Annotated in this window: 14 protein-coding genes, 1 pseudogene and 1 riboswitch; all 15 genes and pseudogenes read right to left on the bottom strand. The window is 69.9% G+C overall.

From position 1 onward, the window contains the following. Positions 1-9: 9 nt before the first annotated feature. The gene (locus tag N687_RS0114005) at positions 10-1,086 is read right to left on the bottom strand and encodes a HoxN/HupN/NixA family nickel/cobalt transporter (RefSeq protein WP_051663260.1); all 1,077 of its coding nucleotides are present in this window, start codon (positions 1,084-1,086) and stop codon (positions 10-12) included. Further along, the gene (locus N687_RS0114000) at positions 1,083-2,480 is read right to left on the bottom strand and encodes a cobyrinate a,c-diamide synthase (RefSeq protein WP_029422443.1); all 1,398 of its coding nucleotides are present in this window, start codon (positions 2,478-2,480) and stop codon (positions 1,083-1,085) included. The genes N687_RS0114005 and N687_RS0114000 overlap by 4 nt, the downstream gene beginning before the upstream one ends. Then, positions 2,477-3,673 carry a cobalt-precorrin 5A hydrolase gene (locus tag N687_RS0113995; RefSeq protein ID WP_231493486.1) on the bottom strand — a complete coding sequence of 399 codons (1,197 nt, stop codon included), beginning with the start codon at positions 3,671-3,673 and terminating at the stop codon, positions 2,477-2,479. Before N687_RS0113995 ends, N687_RS0114000 begins: the two co-directional genes overlap by 4 nt. Beyond that, positions 3,670-4,491, bottom strand: coding sequence for a precorrin-4 C(11)-methyltransferase (gene cobM / locus N687_RS0113990; RefSeq protein WP_029422441.1), 822 nt, complete (start codon positions 4,489-4,491; stop codon positions 3,670-3,672). Before cobM ends, N687_RS0113995 begins: the two co-directional genes overlap by 4 nt. Next, complete coding sequence (gene cobI, locus N687_RS0113985; protein ID WP_156040286.1) at positions 4,491-5,201, bottom strand: precorrin-2 C(20)-methyltransferase; 711 nt, start codon at positions 5,199-5,201, stop codon at positions 4,491-4,493. Before cobI ends, cobM begins: the two co-directional genes overlap by 1 nt. Continuing rightward, positions 5,197-6,507 carry a bifunctional cobalt-precorrin-7 (C(5))-methyltransferase/cobalt-precorrin-6B (C(15))-methyltransferase gene (locus N687_RS0113980; protein ID WP_029422439.1) on the bottom strand — a complete coding sequence of 437 codons (1,311 nt, stop codon included), beginning with the start codon at positions 6,505-6,507 and terminating at the stop codon, positions 5,197-5,199. The genes cobI and N687_RS0113980 overlap by 5 nt, the downstream gene beginning before the upstream one ends. Further along, positions 6,500-7,585 carry a cobalt-precorrin-5B (C(1))-methyltransferase gene (locus N687_RS0113975; RefSeq protein ID WP_197029372.1) on the bottom strand — a complete coding sequence of 362 codons (1,086 nt, stop codon included), beginning with the start codon at positions 7,583-7,585 and terminating at the stop codon, positions 6,500-6,502. Before N687_RS0113975 ends, N687_RS0113980 begins: the two co-directional genes overlap by 8 nt. A 24-nt stretch (positions 7,586-7,609) precedes the next feature. Further along, positions 7,610-8,386: a precorrin-8X methylmutase gene (locus N687_RS0113970; RefSeq protein WP_231493485.1), complete on the bottom strand. Its 777-nt coding sequence runs from the start codon at positions 8,384-8,386 to the stop codon at positions 7,610-7,612. Next, positions 8,374-9,171, bottom strand: a complete 798-nt coding sequence (gene cobK / locus N687_RS0113965) for a precorrin-6A reductase (RefSeq protein WP_419670135.1) — start codon at positions 9,169-9,171, stop codon at positions 8,374-8,376. Before cobK ends, N687_RS0113970 begins: the two co-directional genes overlap by 13 nt. After that, positions 9,162-9,980 (bottom strand): annotated as a pseudogene (gene cobJ / locus N687_RS0113960) (precorrin-3B C(17)-methyltransferase); the annotation flags it as partial. The pseudogene cobJ and the gene cobK, both read right to left, overlap by 10 nt. Continuing rightward, positions 9,929-10,816 (bottom strand): uroporphyrinogen-III C-methyltransferase, encoded by an 888-nt coding sequence (gene cobA, locus N687_RS0113955; protein ID WP_081841408.1) that lies wholly within the window; start codon positions 10,814-10,816, stop codon positions 9,929-9,931. The gene cobA and the pseudogene cobJ, both read right to left, overlap by 52 nt. After that, the gene (locus N687_RS23990) at positions 10,813-11,709 is read right to left on the bottom strand and encodes a sirohydrochlorin chelatase (RefSeq protein ID WP_051663259.1); all 897 of its coding nucleotides are present in this window, start codon (positions 11,707-11,709) and stop codon (positions 10,813-10,815) included. The genes cobA and N687_RS23990 overlap by 4 nt, the downstream gene beginning before the upstream one ends. A 132-nt stretch (positions 11,710-11,841) precedes the next feature. Then, positions 11,842-12,026, bottom strand: a riboswitch (cobalamin riboswitch). A gap of 102 nt (positions 12,027-12,128) precedes the next feature. Further along, the gene (locus tag N687_RS0113945; protein WP_029422432.1) at positions 12,129-12,863 is read right to left on the bottom strand and encodes an amino acid ABC transporter ATP-binding protein; all 735 of its coding nucleotides are present in this window, start codon (positions 12,861-12,863) and stop codon (positions 12,129-12,131) included. 29 nt (positions 12,864-12,892) lie between these two features. Next, positions 12,893-13,546, bottom strand: coding sequence for an amino acid ABC transporter permease (locus tag N687_RS0113940; protein ID WP_029422431.1), 654 nt, complete (start codon positions 13,544-13,546; stop codon positions 12,893-12,895). An 18-nt stretch (positions 13,547-13,564) separates the two neighbouring features. Continuing rightward, the gene (locus tag N687_RS21240) at positions 13,565-14,464 is read right to left on the bottom strand and encodes a substrate-binding periplasmic protein (RefSeq protein WP_081841407.1); all 900 of its coding nucleotides are present in this window, start codon (positions 14,462-14,464) and stop codon (positions 13,565-13,567) included. Positions 14,465-14,580 lie beyond the last annotated feature (116 nt).

The following is a 14,580-nucleotide window of genomic DNA, read 5'->3' as shown; positions in this document are numbered from 1 at the left end:
GTTCCCCCTTCACATCGGCAGGCCCTGGGCGTCCGCTCCGGCCGCGCCAACGGGGCGTCCATCCCGCCGCCGCAGCCGCCACATCCGGATGAAAAGGGCCACGAACACCACCGTGATGCCGCCGCCCAGCCAGCCGAAGTCGATGCGCCCGGCGGCCTCCGCCACCGCCGTCAAACCGGGCACATACGGGCCCAGCACCTGCAGCCATTCGACGCTGCCGACGAGGAGAGCCACCAGGACCGACAGGCCTGTGACCACGGCGTTGTACAAGGCGCGGGATCGCGCCAGCCCACGCGCCCAGGTGTAGGTGTGCAGCATGACCAGGCCGTCGGCGGCGTCGAGCAGGCTCATCCCCGCTGCGAAGCACAGCGGCAGCGTCAGCACCAGGGCGGCCGGCGCCCCGCGGGCCGACGCCGCGGCGGACATGGCGATCACCGCCACCTCCGTCGCCGTTTCGAAGCCGAGCCCGAAGAGCAGCCCCACCCAGAATAGGTCCCGGCTCCGCCGCACGCGCCGGAGCAGCCGCGCGCAGGCGCGCGCCATCAGGCCGCCGGATGGAGCGCTCTCCGCGTCGCCGTCACACGCCCGCCCGGGCATCCCCCGCAAGGAGCGCAGCGCCGCCCGCCACGCCCCCCAGTTGAGGGCGGCCACCGCGTACAGGTACGTGGCCGAGATGCACATGCCCACCGTGCCCAGGCCGGGTGCAGCCGCCCATCCGGCGGCCTGTCCCGCGCCTTCCGCCGCGCCTGCGTCCGCCACCTGCCCGCCCATCCATGCGTGCCCGAGCGACACCGCGGCGAGGCCCGTCAGCAGGAACACCACCGCCGAGTGGCCGAGCGAAAACCACAGGCCGGCCGCCGCCGGACGCTGGCCCTCGCCCACCAGCTTGCGGGTCGTGTTGTCGATGGCCGCGATGTGATCCGCGTCCAGCGCGTGGCGCAGCCCGAAGGTGTAGGCCACCAGACAGAGCGGCACCATCGCCCGCGCCCGCACGCCGTCGAGGGCCAACCCCGCCAGGGCCATCGCCTGCAGGAAGGCCACCGCCGCGAATACCCGGCCGGGCGCGCCGATCCGCACCGCCCTCATCCGCGCCCCTCCTTCCGCGCCCGGCGCCAGGCCGCGCAGGCCGCCACGAACCGCGGCGCCATCTCCGGATTGGAGCCGAAGTGCAGATGCGTGTACCCGGCCACGAGCCCCCCGTCGGCGTACCCGTCGATCCCGCCGCCCCGCGACCCCTCCACGCGCCAGGCCGCGGGCCGGTCCGGGTCGGTCCATTCCGCAACGGAATAATGAAACTCGTGCCCCCGCGCCCGCTCCCCGGCCGGCAGCAGAAGGGTGTCCCGCAGCGCCGTGACCTCCCGGTAGCCGAGCGCCGCCAGGCGGTCCTGCATCCGGACCCGCGCCGGCACCACCCCGGCCATCGCGTGCGTCTCCCCGGCCCGATCGGTCAGCGCCTCGCACAGGTACATGAAGCCGCCGCACTCGGCGAACACCGGCATCCCGGCCGCCACCGCCCGGCGCAGACTCTCCCGCACCGCCTCCTGCCGGCTGAGCTCGGCCGCGAACTCCTCCGGGAACCCACCGCCGATGTACACCCCGTCGGCCTCTGCCGGCACCGGCTCACCCGCCAGTGGCCGGAAGGTCACCAGGCGCGCCCCGTGCCATTCAAGCAGCTCCAGGTTCTCCGGGTAGTAGAAGTTGAACGCCGCGTCCCTCGCCAACGCGATGCACGCAGCCTCCGGCCGTGGCTGGCCGCGGAACAGCACCGGATCCGGCGCCGTCCAGTCCTCCGCCGCCTCCGCCAGGGCCAGCACCCGGCCGACATCCACCGCCGCTTCCACAGCGTCCGCCAGGCGATGGAAGAGCCCGTCCAGCTCCCCCCGTTCCAGCGCCGGGATGAGGCCCAGGTGCCGCTCCGGGATCGTGAGCTCCGCCTGGCGCGCCAGCCCGCCCAGCACCGGCACCCCGCACACTGGCTCCACCGCCTGGCGCACAATCTCCAGGTGACCCGGCCCGCCGACGCGGTTGGCGATCACGCCGGCGATGCGCACCCGCGGATCGAGCCGTTGAAACCCCAGCACCACCGCCGCGGCGCTGCGCGCCATGCGGCTCGCGTCGATGACGAGCACCACCGGCGCCTCCAACAGCCGGCTCACCTCCGCAGTCGATCCGGTGTCCGCCCGCGGGTCCTTGCCGTCGTACAGACCCATCACGCCCTCGATCACGGACACCTCCGCTCCCTCGCTGCCGCGGTGAAACACCTCGCACACGGCGGCAGGCGGGAGCATCCAGGTGTCCAGGTTGCGTGACGGCCGGCCCGTGACCGCCGTGTGGTAGCTGGGATCGATGTAGTCGGGCCCGGCCTTGAACCCCTGCACCACGTGTCCCCGCCGGCGCAGGGCGGCCATCAGGCCCAGCGTCACCGTCGTCTTGCCCGCGCCGCTGTGGGCGCCCGCGATGACGATCCTCGGCCGCCTCATCGCGGCTCCCCCCTTTCGTCTGGTGTAAGACCGCCGGCGACGGCGGCGCTGCCGACCACGGCCGGGTGCGGCGGGTGCGGGACCAGGCACACCGACAGGGTGACGTTGCCCCGCTTGACCTTCTCCACCAGCCACCCGTCCGCCCCCGACGACAGCCGGGCGGCGGGTTCGCTGACCCCCCAGGCGCCGACGTATTTGAACACCGTCTCCGACGGATGCGGCAGCGGTACCGCGTTCAGCTCGTCCGCCCGATAGGTGACGAGGGGCCAGCCGTACCGGCGGCACACCTCAATCAGGCCCGGTTCGTCCGCCTTGCGGTCGATGGTCGCCAGGTTGCGGACGCTCTTCACCGACAGCCGGTGGGCATCGAGCGTCTCCAGCAGCGCCGCCTCGATCTCGTCCGCCGCCGTGCCGCGGTTGCAGCCCACACCCACCACCAGGACCTTTGGCCGGTACAGCACCCCCCGCCGCAGGAGCCACGCAGCCTCCTCCGCGGCGAGGACGCGCGGGGTGATCACCAGGGCCGCGTCGAACGGTTCCTCCCGCGCCTGCTCGACACGCGCCACCACCCGGAGATTCGGCGGCAGGGTCTTGTCTGCCGGCCACCAGCCGGGCTCCCCGGCCTCCTGCACCACCAGCACCCGCTCCTCGTTCACCACCGCCGCGCTGACCGCCGTCACTTGATCGAAGTTCTCGATCTCCCAGCCGAAGGCGCGCCCGAGGAGATCGACCGCCACCGTCTCGCCCACGTCGGACGCCGTCGTGATCACCGGCTCGGCGCCCAGGACGCGCGCCACCTCCCGCGCCAGGTCGTTCGCGCCGCCGAGGTGGCCGGAGAGGACGCTGATGGCGTGCCGGGCGCGGTCGTCCACGACCACCACCCCGGGGTCCGTCCGTTTGTCCCGCAACAGCGGCGCCACCATTCGCACCATGGCGCCGAGGGAGACGATCCCGATGATCCCCTGGTACCGCCCCCACAGCAGAGGCACCTGGTCCACCACCGAACCGGTGAACGTGTGGATGCCGAGGACCCCCTCGTCGCCGCGCGCGAACTTGTCCGGGTGGTACACGTCCACCCCGGGCAGACCCGCCTGCAGCCGGCGGGCGATCTCCACCCCGTGCTTGGTGATGGCGACCACGGCGTAGGGCCGCCCGGCGGCCCACTGTGGCACCTGCGCTGTCGCCTCCGTCACCGCGTCCGCCCCCCTTCCGGTGTCCCGGTGCCGCGCCGATAGCGGTGCGTGAACGCCGGGTCGTACAGCTTCGATCGGTGCCGGCCCGGCGTCTCGACCAAGGCCGGGTCCAGCGCCCAACCGGCGAGGATCATGGCGTGGCTGGAGATGTGGGCCGCCCCCATGTCGCGCACCAGGTGGGCAAGGGTGGTGCGGATGACCTTCTGGTCGGGCCAGGTGGCCCGCTGCACCACCGCCACCGGCGTCTCCGGCGCCCAGCCGGCGGCGAGCAACTCGTCCACGGCCCGCTGGGCCAGCGTGGCGCTCAGGAACAGGGCGATGGTGCACTGGTGCGCCGCCAGGTGGCGCAGCCGCTCCCGCTCGGGCATCGGGGTGCGCCCCTCGACCCGAGTCAGGATCACCGTCTGCGTGAGCTCCGGCACCGTCAGTTCGGCGCCCAGCACCGCGGCCGCCGCGAACACGGCGCTGACCCCGGGCACCACCTCGTACGGCACCCCCTCCGCCTGGAGTCGGGCCATCTGCTCCAGGATGGCCCCGAAGACCGATGGATCGCCCGTGTGCACCCGGGCCACGCTGCGGCCCGCCCGGACGTGGGCGACCATCACCTCCACCAGTTCGTCCAGGTCCATTCCCGCGCTGCCGTACAGTTTGGCCTCCGGGTTGGCGAGGGCCACCAGCCGCTCCTGCACGAGGCTGTCCGTCCAGACGATCACGTCGGCCTGCCGCAGGATGCGCAGGCCCTTGACGGTGATGAGCTCCGGATCGCCCGGGCCGGCGCCGACGAAAAACACCTGGCTCGGCAAAGTGTTTACCTTCATCACCGTTTCACCACCATCAGCGTCAGGTAGTTGAGTTTGGCGCCGCGCAGGGCCCGCACATCCTCCCAGACCTCCTCCTCGCCGGAGGTGGCCCGGGAGATGACCCGGGCGCGGTGAAGGAGCCCCATCTCTTCCAATAAATCGATCAGCGGGTCCACGACCTTCGCGACCTTGAGGAAGACGACGCAGTCGTGTCCCTCGATGGCCGCCCGCATTTTGGCCATGTCCCGCGTCGCGGGGACGATCGCCACCACCTCGTCCCCGTCGGCCAGCGGCAGGCCCAGCCGGGCCGCCCCGCCGTTGATGGACGACACACCGGGTACCGCCACCACCCGCACGTCGGGCGCGTGATGCTGCAACACCCGCGCCATGTGGATGAAGGTGCTGTAGAGGAGCGGATCGCCCTCGGTGACAAACGCCACGTCACGCCCCGCCCGCAGATGCTCCAGCAGCAACCCGGCCGTGTGGTCCCACTCGCGGCGGAGGACCTCCGGGTCGCGTGTCATCGGGAAGTCGAGGCCGAGCATCGTCTTCTCCTCCGGGTTCACGTATGCCTCGACGATGTCCAGGGCGTAGCTGCGGCTGCCCATCCGCTTTTTCGGATAGGCGATCACGGGCGATTCGCGCAGCAGGCGCAACCCTTTCATCGTGAGCAGTTCCGGGTCGCCGGGCCCCGCCCCGATGCCGTACAGCGTGCCGAGGCCGTCAATCGTTTCCGCCATGGGCATCCCCTCCTTCCGTCCGCACGGCGGTGATCAGAAACACCGGGTTCATGCCCTCCAGCCGCGTCAGGTGGAGGATCGGGCGGCTGCGGGCCGTCTGTACCAGCGTGATCGACACGGAAAACCCGAGCCTGGCGAGCGTCGCCTGGGCGGTGGCCAGGGTTTCGAACGTCGCGGCGGAGACGACGATGCGGCCCCCGGGCCGCAGCCGGCCCGCGCACACCTGGAGCAGGTGCTCGAGCTCACCGCCGCTGCCGCCGATGAACACCGCGTCCGGGTCGGCGAACCCGTCCAGCCCCTCGGGCGCCTTGCCGTGCACAGCGACGAAGTCGGTGCGGAAGCGGCGTTGGTTCTCCCGCAGGTTCTCCAGGTCCTCGGCGTTCTTCTCGATGGCGTACACCTCCACATCCGGCGTCTGCAGAATCGCCTCGATGGAGACCGACCCGGTGCACGCCCCGATGTCCCACAGCACCGCCCCCGGCCGAAGCGCGAGCTCCGCCAGGCAAAGGACGCGGACCTCGCGTTTGGTGATGAGGCCGCGGTCGGGTTTGCGCTGGGCGAACGCCTCGTCCGGGATGCCGAGCGGCCAGCGCCCGCCGCCGCCGGCAGGATCGCCGGGCCGCCCCGCGATGGCACTGGACCCCGCCGCTCCCGCTGGCGCCGTGCCCCGTCGATCCCGCAGAAGCAGCACCACATTCAGCGGATCGAACGCCCGGTCCGCCATCTCCTCCAGCGTGTACCAGCCCGTTCGTTCCTCCGGCCCGCCCAGGTGCTCGCCGACGAACGCCCGGTACTCCGCCATCCCGAACGACAGCAGGTACTTGGCGATGGCCGCCGGGGTGTTCACGTCGTCCGTCAGCAGCGCCACCTTGTCGTGCCGGTCCACCCGCTGCGCCAGCCCGCGCATCGGCCGCCCGTGCACGCTCAGGAGGGCGGCGTCCTGCCAGCCCATCCCGGCGCGCGCGAAGGCGAGCTGCACCGAGCTGACCGCGGGCACCACGGTCACCGCGTCCGGCCCGAAGACCTTCGCCAGGTACGACCCGATGCCGTAAAAGAGCGGATCCCCCGACGCCAGCACGGCCACGCGCCGGTCGCCGGCCGAACGGATCTGGTCCGCCAGTTCCCGCAGCCCGCCCTGCACCCGCCAGCGCTCCCCGGAGAAGGCGGGGAAAAAGCCCAGCTGCCGGTCCCCGCCCACGAGCACGTCGGCGCTCTCCACCACCTGGCGGACGCCCTCCGGCAGGCCGGCGGCGCCGTCGTCCCCGATGCCGATCACCCACACCCGTCTATCCATCCACACACGCACCTCCCAACTCCTGTCCGTCGAGCGTCACCAGCCGCGTCACCACCCGCAACCCGCCGCCGATATGCGCCAGCACCTGTGCGCAGCAGGCTTGCGCCAGGCGCTCAAAAAACGCCGGGCACCCGGCCGCCAGCACCATGTCCCCCACCTGGTTGGCGGTGTTGGCCTGGCGGATGTCGTGGCACACCGCCGCCGGCACCCCGGCCTCCTCGGCCAAGCGGGCGAGGAAGTGGAAATCCACCGGCGCGCTCTTGGCGTGGACCATCATCACGCCCTGGGCGACCTTGGAGAACTTCCCCATCATGCCCACGAACCGGATCTCCGCCATCCCCGTGCGCTTGGCGTGCTTGGCGGAGAAGCCGACAAAATCCCCCATCTCGATGAACGCCTCGGCGGGCAGCTCCGGGTACATCCGCATCCCGTACTTCTCGCTGCGGCCCCCGGTGGTCATCACCACCGTGCGGAGGCCCTGCTCCCGCGCCACCTGCAGCGCCAGCGCGATGCTGGCCTTGTACGACGCGGTGGAGAAGGGCACGACAATGCCGCGCGTGCCGAGGATGGAGATGCCGCCGACGATGCCGAGGCGGCCGTTCATCGTCTTCTTGGCGATCTCCTCGCCCCCCGGCACCGAGACGACGACGCGCACCCCGCGCTGGATGCCGTGCGCCTGCAGGACCTCCTCGCACGCTTCGAGGATCATCCGGCGCGGCACCGGGTTGATGGCCGCCTCCCCGACGGGGACGGGCAGCCCCGGCTTGGTCACGCGCCCCACGCCTTCGCCGCCGTCGATCTCCACGCCCGGCTCCGCCCGCCACGAGACCGTGGCGACGATGGTCGCGCCGTGGGTGGCATCGGGATCGTCCCCGCCGTCTTTGACGGTCGCCGCCGTCGCCTCCGCCGCCCCGAACGCCACGTCCTTCAGGGCGAACGTCACCCACTGTCCGGCCGGGATCCAGATGGTCACCTCGTCCACCGGCCGCTGGTGGATGAGCGCCAGCAGCGCCCCCTTGGCGCACGCCGTGGCGCAGGCGCCGGTGGTGTATCCGTGGCGCAGCCGCCCCTGCGGCACCTCCAGCAGCTCGCCCACGCCGGATCACCCCTTGGACCGCGCGTCCCATTCGGGCGACGCGTCCCGACCCGGCGGGCCGGCGGCCGCCTGCTCGGCCAGGAGGGCGATCGCGTTGACCGCCGCCACCGCCACCGGGCTGCCGCCCTTGCGGCCGTGATTGGTGATGAACGGCGCGTCCAGCTGCATCAGCTCCGTCTTCGACTCGGCGGCGGACACGATACCGACCGGTACCCCGATGATCAGCCCGGGCTCCGCCTCGCCGGCGCGCACCAGGCGGATCAGCTCCAGCAGGGCGGTGGGGGCATTGCCGATGGCGAAGATGGCCCCCGGCGACTCGCGCACCGCCTTGCGCACCGCCATGATGGCCCGCGTCACGCCCTCGCGGCGGGCCGCCTCGGCGACGTCCGGATCGGAGATGTACACGCGCACGTCGCACCCGAACCGGGCCAGCCGGGGCTTGCTGATGCCCGCCTGCACCATCTGCACGTCGCACACGATGGGCCGGCCGGCGTGAATCGCCCGGATGCCCGCCTGTACCGCATCCGGGTGGAATACCAGACTGCGCCCCAGCTCGAAATCGGCCGACGCGTGGATCACCCGCTGGACCACCGGGAACTGCTCGGCCGTGAACGGGTGCGGCCCCAGCTCCTCCGCGATGATCTCGAAACTCCGCTGCTCAATCGCCTCCGGCCGCACGATGGCTGGCCGGCCGAGGGCGGACAGCGCCGGGCCCGGCACTTGTACCGGGCCCTGCACCTGCCCGCCCTGCACTGGTGCCGGGCCCTGCTTCATTCCATCCACAGCCGCCTCACCTCCCGCACGATCTCCTCCGCCGTGCTGAACCGCACCCCGTAGTCGAGCCGCGGCCGCCCGATGACCACCACCTCGATGCCCATGTCCACGGCCGCCTGCACCTTCTCGTCCACCGCGCCCGCGTCGCCGCTCTCCTTGGTGATCATCAGGGTCGTTTCGAAGTGCCGGAACAGGGCCTGGTTCAGCTCGTAGGAAAAGGGCCCCAGCATGGCCACGATGTCCCGGTGCGCGATGCCGAGCTGCTCGCACTGTTTCATGTTGTCGATCCGCGGTAACAGCCGCACCACCATCCGAATCCCGGGCTGGCCGTACAGCCGCCGGGCGAACAGCGCCAACGTCTTGCCGCCCGTCGCGAGGAACACGCTCCCCTTCTTTGCGAACGCCAGGTCGGCGGCCGCCTCGTAGTCGTCCACCACCGTGATCCCGGGGTGACCCTCGAAAGATTTCTCCGCCCGCTCGAAGCGCACGTACGGGATCCCCACCGCCGCGGCGGCCGCCATCGCCGTGCGGTGCGCCTCCTCGGCGAACGGGTGACTGGCGTCCACCAGGATGCGCGCCCCCGTCTGCCGCAGGGCGGCCTGCATGCCGGCGGGATCGAGCCGCCCCACCCGGGCCTGAAGCCCTGCGGCACGCAGACTCTCCGCGGCGCTGTCGGTGACGACGCTGCACAGGAGGGGGAAGCCTTCGCCCTGCAGCGCGATCGCCAGGTCGCGCGCATCGCTGGTGCCGGCGAGGAAGAAGATCACCGCCCGCACCCCCCGTGCAGCGCCCACGGCTCGTTCTCCGGCCGCAGCCGCTCGCCCGGGCGCAGCCGCTGCTCGGCGGCGTCCAGGTCGTACTTGCGCTGGTAGCCGCGCGGGGTGATCATCAGGCCGCCGTGGTAGAACGTGGTGGAGTTGCCGATGATGACGGTGGTGAGCATGCCGATGTCGTGATCGAGCATGTCCTGCAGGGTCGTGCGCACCACCGCCTGACGCGGCCGGTAGGCGCTCTTGACGAGTCCGACCGGCGTCCCGGGGTGGCGGTACTGAAGCAGGATGCGCTGCGTCTCGACGATCTGCTGCGTGCGCCGCCCGCTGCGCGGGTTGTACAGGGCGATCACGAAGTCCGCCTGGGCCGCCGTCTCGATGCGGCGGGCGATGACCTCCCAAGGCGTGAGGTGATCGCTCAGGCTGATGGTGCACGCGTCGTGCATGATGGGCGCGCCGAGCAGCGCGGCGCAGGAGTGGATGGCGGAGATGCCGGGGATGACCTCGACTTCCGGATCGTCCCCCTCCCGCCAGCCGCGCTCGATGAGCACCTCGTACACGAGGCCGGCCATGCCGTACACCCCCGCGTCTCCGCTGGAGATGACGGCCACGGTCCGCCCGGCTTGCGCCAGGTCGGCCGCCGCCTGCGCACGGCTGACCTCCTCGGTCATGCCAGTGCGGACGACCTCCTTGCCTTCGATGAGGTCCCGCACCAGGTCGACGTACGTGTTGTAGCCGATGATGGCGTCGCTCTCCACGATGGCCTGCCGGGCCCGCGCGGTCATGTGATCGGCGCTGCCCGGCCCGAATCCGACGACCAGAATCCTGCCCATGGGGTTCCTCCTCTCTCAAACCACGCCAATGTCTCCGCCAGGCGCGCCACCTCGCCCACGACAATCACCGCCGGGGCCCGGATGCCCGCGCGATCGACCGCGTCCGCAATCTCACAAAGCGGAGCGATGACCGTCTGTTGCTGCGGCGTCGTCCCGGACGCGATCACGGCCACCGGCGTCTCCGCCCCCCGCCCGTGGGCCATCAGCCGCTGGGCGATGGCGCCCAGGTGCCCGAGACCCATCAGGATGACCAGCGTCTGCGCCGACGCGGCCAACACGTCCCATGCCACGCCGGCCGAGTGCAGGGCCTCGTGGCCGGTGACGACGTGAAAGCCACTCGCCACCCCGCGGTACGTCAGCGGAATCCCCGCGTACGCGGGCACCGCCACGGCGGAGCTGACGCCGGGGACTACTTCGAAGGGGATGCCGTGCCGCCGCAGGACCGCCGTTTCCTCGCCGCCGCGGCCGAAGACGAACGGATCGCCCCCCTTCAGGCGGACCACCGTCCGCCCGGCCTTCGCGTGCGCGATCATCAGGCGGTGGATCTCCGCCTGCCGCCCGCCGCCGTCCGGGGGGGCCGGCGCGCGGTTCGGGCCCGCGCCAGGAATGCCGGCTGGCAGACCAGGGATGCCAGGGACGAGGGCCGGGGCGCGACCCTCCACCTCCTTGCCGACGTAGATCCGTTGGGCCCCGGGGCGCGCGAACGCCAAGACCTCGGGGGCCACGAGCCGGTCGTACAGAACCACGTCGGCCGCCTCCAGGCACGCGCGGCCTTTGAGCGTGAGCAGCCCCGGATCGCCCGGCCCCGCGCCGACCAGATACACCTTGCCGCTCATGCGCCACCTCCGTGGGCGTGGACGGCGTGCCTGCGGTAATCACAGAAGTCACAGTTCATGTGCGCGGCGCCCTCGGCCGCTTCTTCGACGCGATCGATCACGATGTCCACCAACCCTGGGTGCTCTCCCAGCGGCCCGGCCATGCGCATGGGCACGCGGGGGTGCTCGGCCTGCAGGTCACCCAACAGCCGCGCCATGCGCTTGAGCAGCACGCCGGTGAAGAGGAAGTACGGGACCACCACCACCCGCGCTGCCCCCAGGCGCACGGCCCGCCGCACCCCCTCCGGCAGGCGCGGGCCGGTGATGCCGCTGAAGCACACCTCCACCGTCGCGACACCCGTGCGCTCCCACAGCATCCGCGCCATCTTGTACAGGTCGCCGTTGGCGTCCGGATCGCTGCTGCCGCGGCCCATCAGGACGATGGCGGTGCCTGCGGCGGCCTCCCGCGCTCCTTCGGCTCGGTCGCCTGTGCCGATGGAGGCGGCGGGGCCGGCCGGAGCGGCCGGGTTGGCCGGGGCCCCAGCCACCCGGGCGGCGGCCTGGTACTGGTCCACCAACAGGTCGAGCACCCGCTCGTGCATGCCGATGTTCCGCCCGTAGTCGATGGACAGGCCAGGGTGCCGCAGACGCGCATGGTCGAGCAATTCAGGAATTTCCAATTTTACGTGCGACGCTGCGAGCAGGATGAGCGGCAGCGCGATCACCCGGCTCGCCCCCGCTTCCACACAGGCGGCCAAGCCGGTTGGCACGTCCGGTTCTGCCAGCTCGAGAAAGCAGGGCTCCAGGCGACGCTTGGGATACGCGGCCTGGACGCGCCTTGCGAACGCGAGGAAGGCGCGGTCGCCCTCGTCGTCGCGGCTGCCGTGGCCGATCAACAACACCCTCTCCGACACGATGTACACCTCCCGATTTGAAACCCGGTTTGGCCAGCAAAAAAGGCACCCCTCGGAATCCGAAAGGTGCCTGACGATTGCACTGCACGACGACGCAATCGCGCGCAACACCTCCCTATCGACCGTAGGTTCAGCGGTGTTCTCAGAAAAGGCAGGTCTCCTGGCTCAGGTTCAACGCCCACGGCGCCCTTCCCAAGTCGTCGACTCAGTGGATACGCGCCGCGGCTCCCCTTCACAGTGGCGGGACCGCACCGGATTTGCACCGGTTTCCCTTTTAAGCCCACCCGTGGGTGGACACCTTTTCCGGGACGTATGAACTTGTTCGGCTGGTACAACACCAGTGTATGGCTATGATAGCCCTTCTAGTACAAGGAATGCAAGGGTAGGTTGACAGGTGAGCCAGGCGGCTCCCGCCCGCCTCACGCCTCCCGGCGCGTCACATCGCGCAGGAACTGGCGCGTGCGATCCGACTGCGGCCGCTCGAACAGCTGCTCCGGCGGGCCCTCCTCGACGATGCGCCCGTCCGCCATGAAGATCACCCGATCCGCGACGCGGCGCGCGAACGCCATCTCGTGGGTGACCAGGACCATCGTCATGCCCTCCTGGGCCAACTGCTGAATCACCTGCAGGACCTCGCCGACCAGCTCCGGATCGAGCGCCGACGTCGGCTCGTCCAGCAGCAGCACCGCCGGCTGCATCGCCAGGGCGCGCGCGATGGCCACCCGCTGTTGCTGGCCACCGGAGAGCTTCGACGGATAGGCGTCCGCCTTGTCGCTGAGGCCGATTTTCGCCAGCAATTCGCGGGCCAGCGCCGTCGCCGACGCCTTGTCCATGCCCTTCACGTGGACCGGCGCCTCAATGATGTTCTCCAGGGCCGTCAGGTGCGGGAACAGGTTGAACCGCTGGAACACCATCCCCAACCGCTCGCGCTGCTTCGCTAGTTCCCGCTTCCTGCGGCTGAGCGGCTCCCCCAGCACCTCCACCGTGCCCGAGGTCGGTGTCTCCAAGCCGTTGAAGCAGCGGAGCAGGGTTGACTTGCCCGATCCGCTCGGCCCGATGATGGCCACCACCTCGCCCTGGCGGACTTCGACGTCGATGCCCTTGAGCACTTCGTTCGATCCGAACGACTTCTGGATCCCGCGCGCCCGCAGCACAATGGAATCCACCGGGTTCCTGTCCAGCATCAGCTGCGCGCCTCCAATCGCCGTTCGATGCGGCTCGAGATGAACACAATCACCGTCGTCATCAACAGATAGAACAGCGCCACCATGACGTACGTCTGCATCGGCATCAGCGTCGCCGAGCTGACCTGCTGTCCGACCCGCATCAGCTCTGTAAGCGCCATCACGGAGACCAATGACGAATCCTTCAGGAGCGCCACGAACTCGTTGACGATGGGCGGCAGCAGGCGCCGGTACGCCTGCGGGAAGATGATCCGGCGCATCGCCAGGCCATAGGTCATACCGAGGGACTCCGCCGCTTCCATCTGGCCCGGGTCAATCGACAGGATGCCCGCCCGCACAATCTCCGCGATGTACGCCCCCGAGTTGATGCCGAGCGCAATCACGCCGGACACGAACGCCGTCAGTTGGATCCCCACCTGCGGTAGCCCCGCGTAGATGATGAAGATCTGGACCAGCAGCGGAGTGCCGCGGATGGCCCACGTGTACAGCCGGCCAATGGCCCGCAGCACCCCGATGGTGGAGATGTTCATCAACGCCGCGATCACGCCGAGCACCAAACCGAGCAACAGCCCGCAGAGCGTGACCTCGATGGTGATGAGTGCCCCTTTCGCGAAGAAGGGCAGGAACCGTACCGCAAACGTGGCAAAATCCATGAAGCCGCTCCTCTGCCGTTACTGTTTCCCGAACCAATAGGTGTAAATCTTGTCGTAGGTGCCGTCCGCCTTAATCTTGTCGAGAGCGTCCTTCAGGTCCTTCTCCAGCTGGGTCTCGTCCTTGCGGATGCCGATGCCCACCGGCTCGGACTGAAACGGCTGCCCCGCCATCTGATACTTATCCGGTTGGAGGTTGATGTAGTAGCGCGCGACCACCTCGTCCACCACCGCCGCATCCAGGCGATCATTGGCCAAATCCTGGAACGCGTCCGGGAACGAGTTGTACTCCTTGATGTTCACGCCGCCCTCTTTCTTCAGGGCGTCCTCGCTGGTCGTCGAGATCTCCACCCCGACGTTCTTGCCCTTGAGGTCGTTGATGGTTTGAATGTTGCCCTGCTTGCCCTTTTTGACCACGATGGCTTGTCCGAAGTTCATGTAGTCGATGAAGTCAATCTTCTGCCGGCGATCCGGTGTGTCGTTCATGGAGGAGATGATGACGTCGTACTTCTTGCTGAGAAGGCCCGTCTGGATGCCGTCCCAGGCCGTGGGCTTCCAGATGACCTGCTTGTGGAGGACTTGTCCCAGTGCGTCACCGAGATCGACATCAAAGCCGACCAGCTTCGTCGGATCCTTCGGGTCCATGTACTCCATTGGCGGGTACGTGTTGTCCACCCCGACGACAATCTTGCCGTCGCCCGGTTGAGCGTTCGGATCGACCATCGCATTGATCCCGATAGCGGTCGTCTTATCCTGGTTGTCGCTCCCCGCCCCCGTGCTGCCGGTCGCATTTCCCGCGGCCGTGTTGCCCGTGCTGGTGCCGCCCGCATTGCTCGCCGGCGCCGTGCTCGTCCCGCACCCGGCCACCGCCATCAGCGCAAGCACACACAAAGAGACCCCCCAGCGTGTAGTTCGCTTCATTTGTGTCAACCTCTTTTCCCCTTTTGGAATGATGGCTTGCAGATAGATCTGAGATTTGCTGCGTCGCGGCAAGATTCCTTCAAAACGGACACTGATTTCAATATAAATAGACGCCG

Source organism: Alicyclobacillus macrosporangiidus CPP55, from assembly GCF_000702485.1.
In the GTDB taxonomy this organism is placed as follows: domain Bacteria; phylum Bacillota; class Bacilli; order Alicyclobacillales; family Alicyclobacillaceae; genus Alicyclobacillus_H; species Alicyclobacillus_H macrosporangiidus_B.
The sequence above is the reverse complement of the archived record's forward strand: the minus strand, read 5'-3'. Positions and strand labels throughout refer to the sequence as shown.

Excerpts from the sequence above, each read along its gene's own strand:
- N687_RS0113980 (WP_029422439.1), bottom strand. The coding sequence starts at position 6,507 with ATGGATAGACGGGTGTGGGTGATCGGCATCGGGGACGACGGCGCCGCC.
- cobM (WP_029422441.1), bottom strand. The coding sequence starts at position 4,491 with ATGAAGGTAAACACTTTGCCGAGCCAGGTGTTTTTCGTCGGCGCCGGC.
- N687_RS0114000 (WP_029422443.1), bottom strand. The coding sequence starts at position 2,480 with ATGAGGCGGCCGAGGATCGTCATCGCGGGCGCCCACAGCGGCGCGGGC.
- N687_RS21240 (WP_081841407.1), bottom strand. The coding sequence starts at position 14,464 with ATGAAGCGAACTACACGCTGGGGGGTCTCTTTGTGTGTGCTTGCGCTG.
- N687_RS0114005 (WP_051663260.1), bottom strand. The coding sequence starts at position 1,086 with ATGAGGGCGGTGCGGATCGGCGCGCCCGGCCGGGTATTCGCGGCGGTG.
- N687_RS0113940 (WP_029422431.1), bottom strand. The coding sequence starts at position 13,546 with ATGGATTTTGCCACGTTTGCGGTACGGTTCCTGCCCTTCTTCGCGAAA.
- cobA (WP_081841408.1), bottom strand. The coding sequence starts at position 10,816 with ATGAGCGGCAAGGTGTATCTGGTCGGCGCGGGGCCGGGCGATCCGGGG.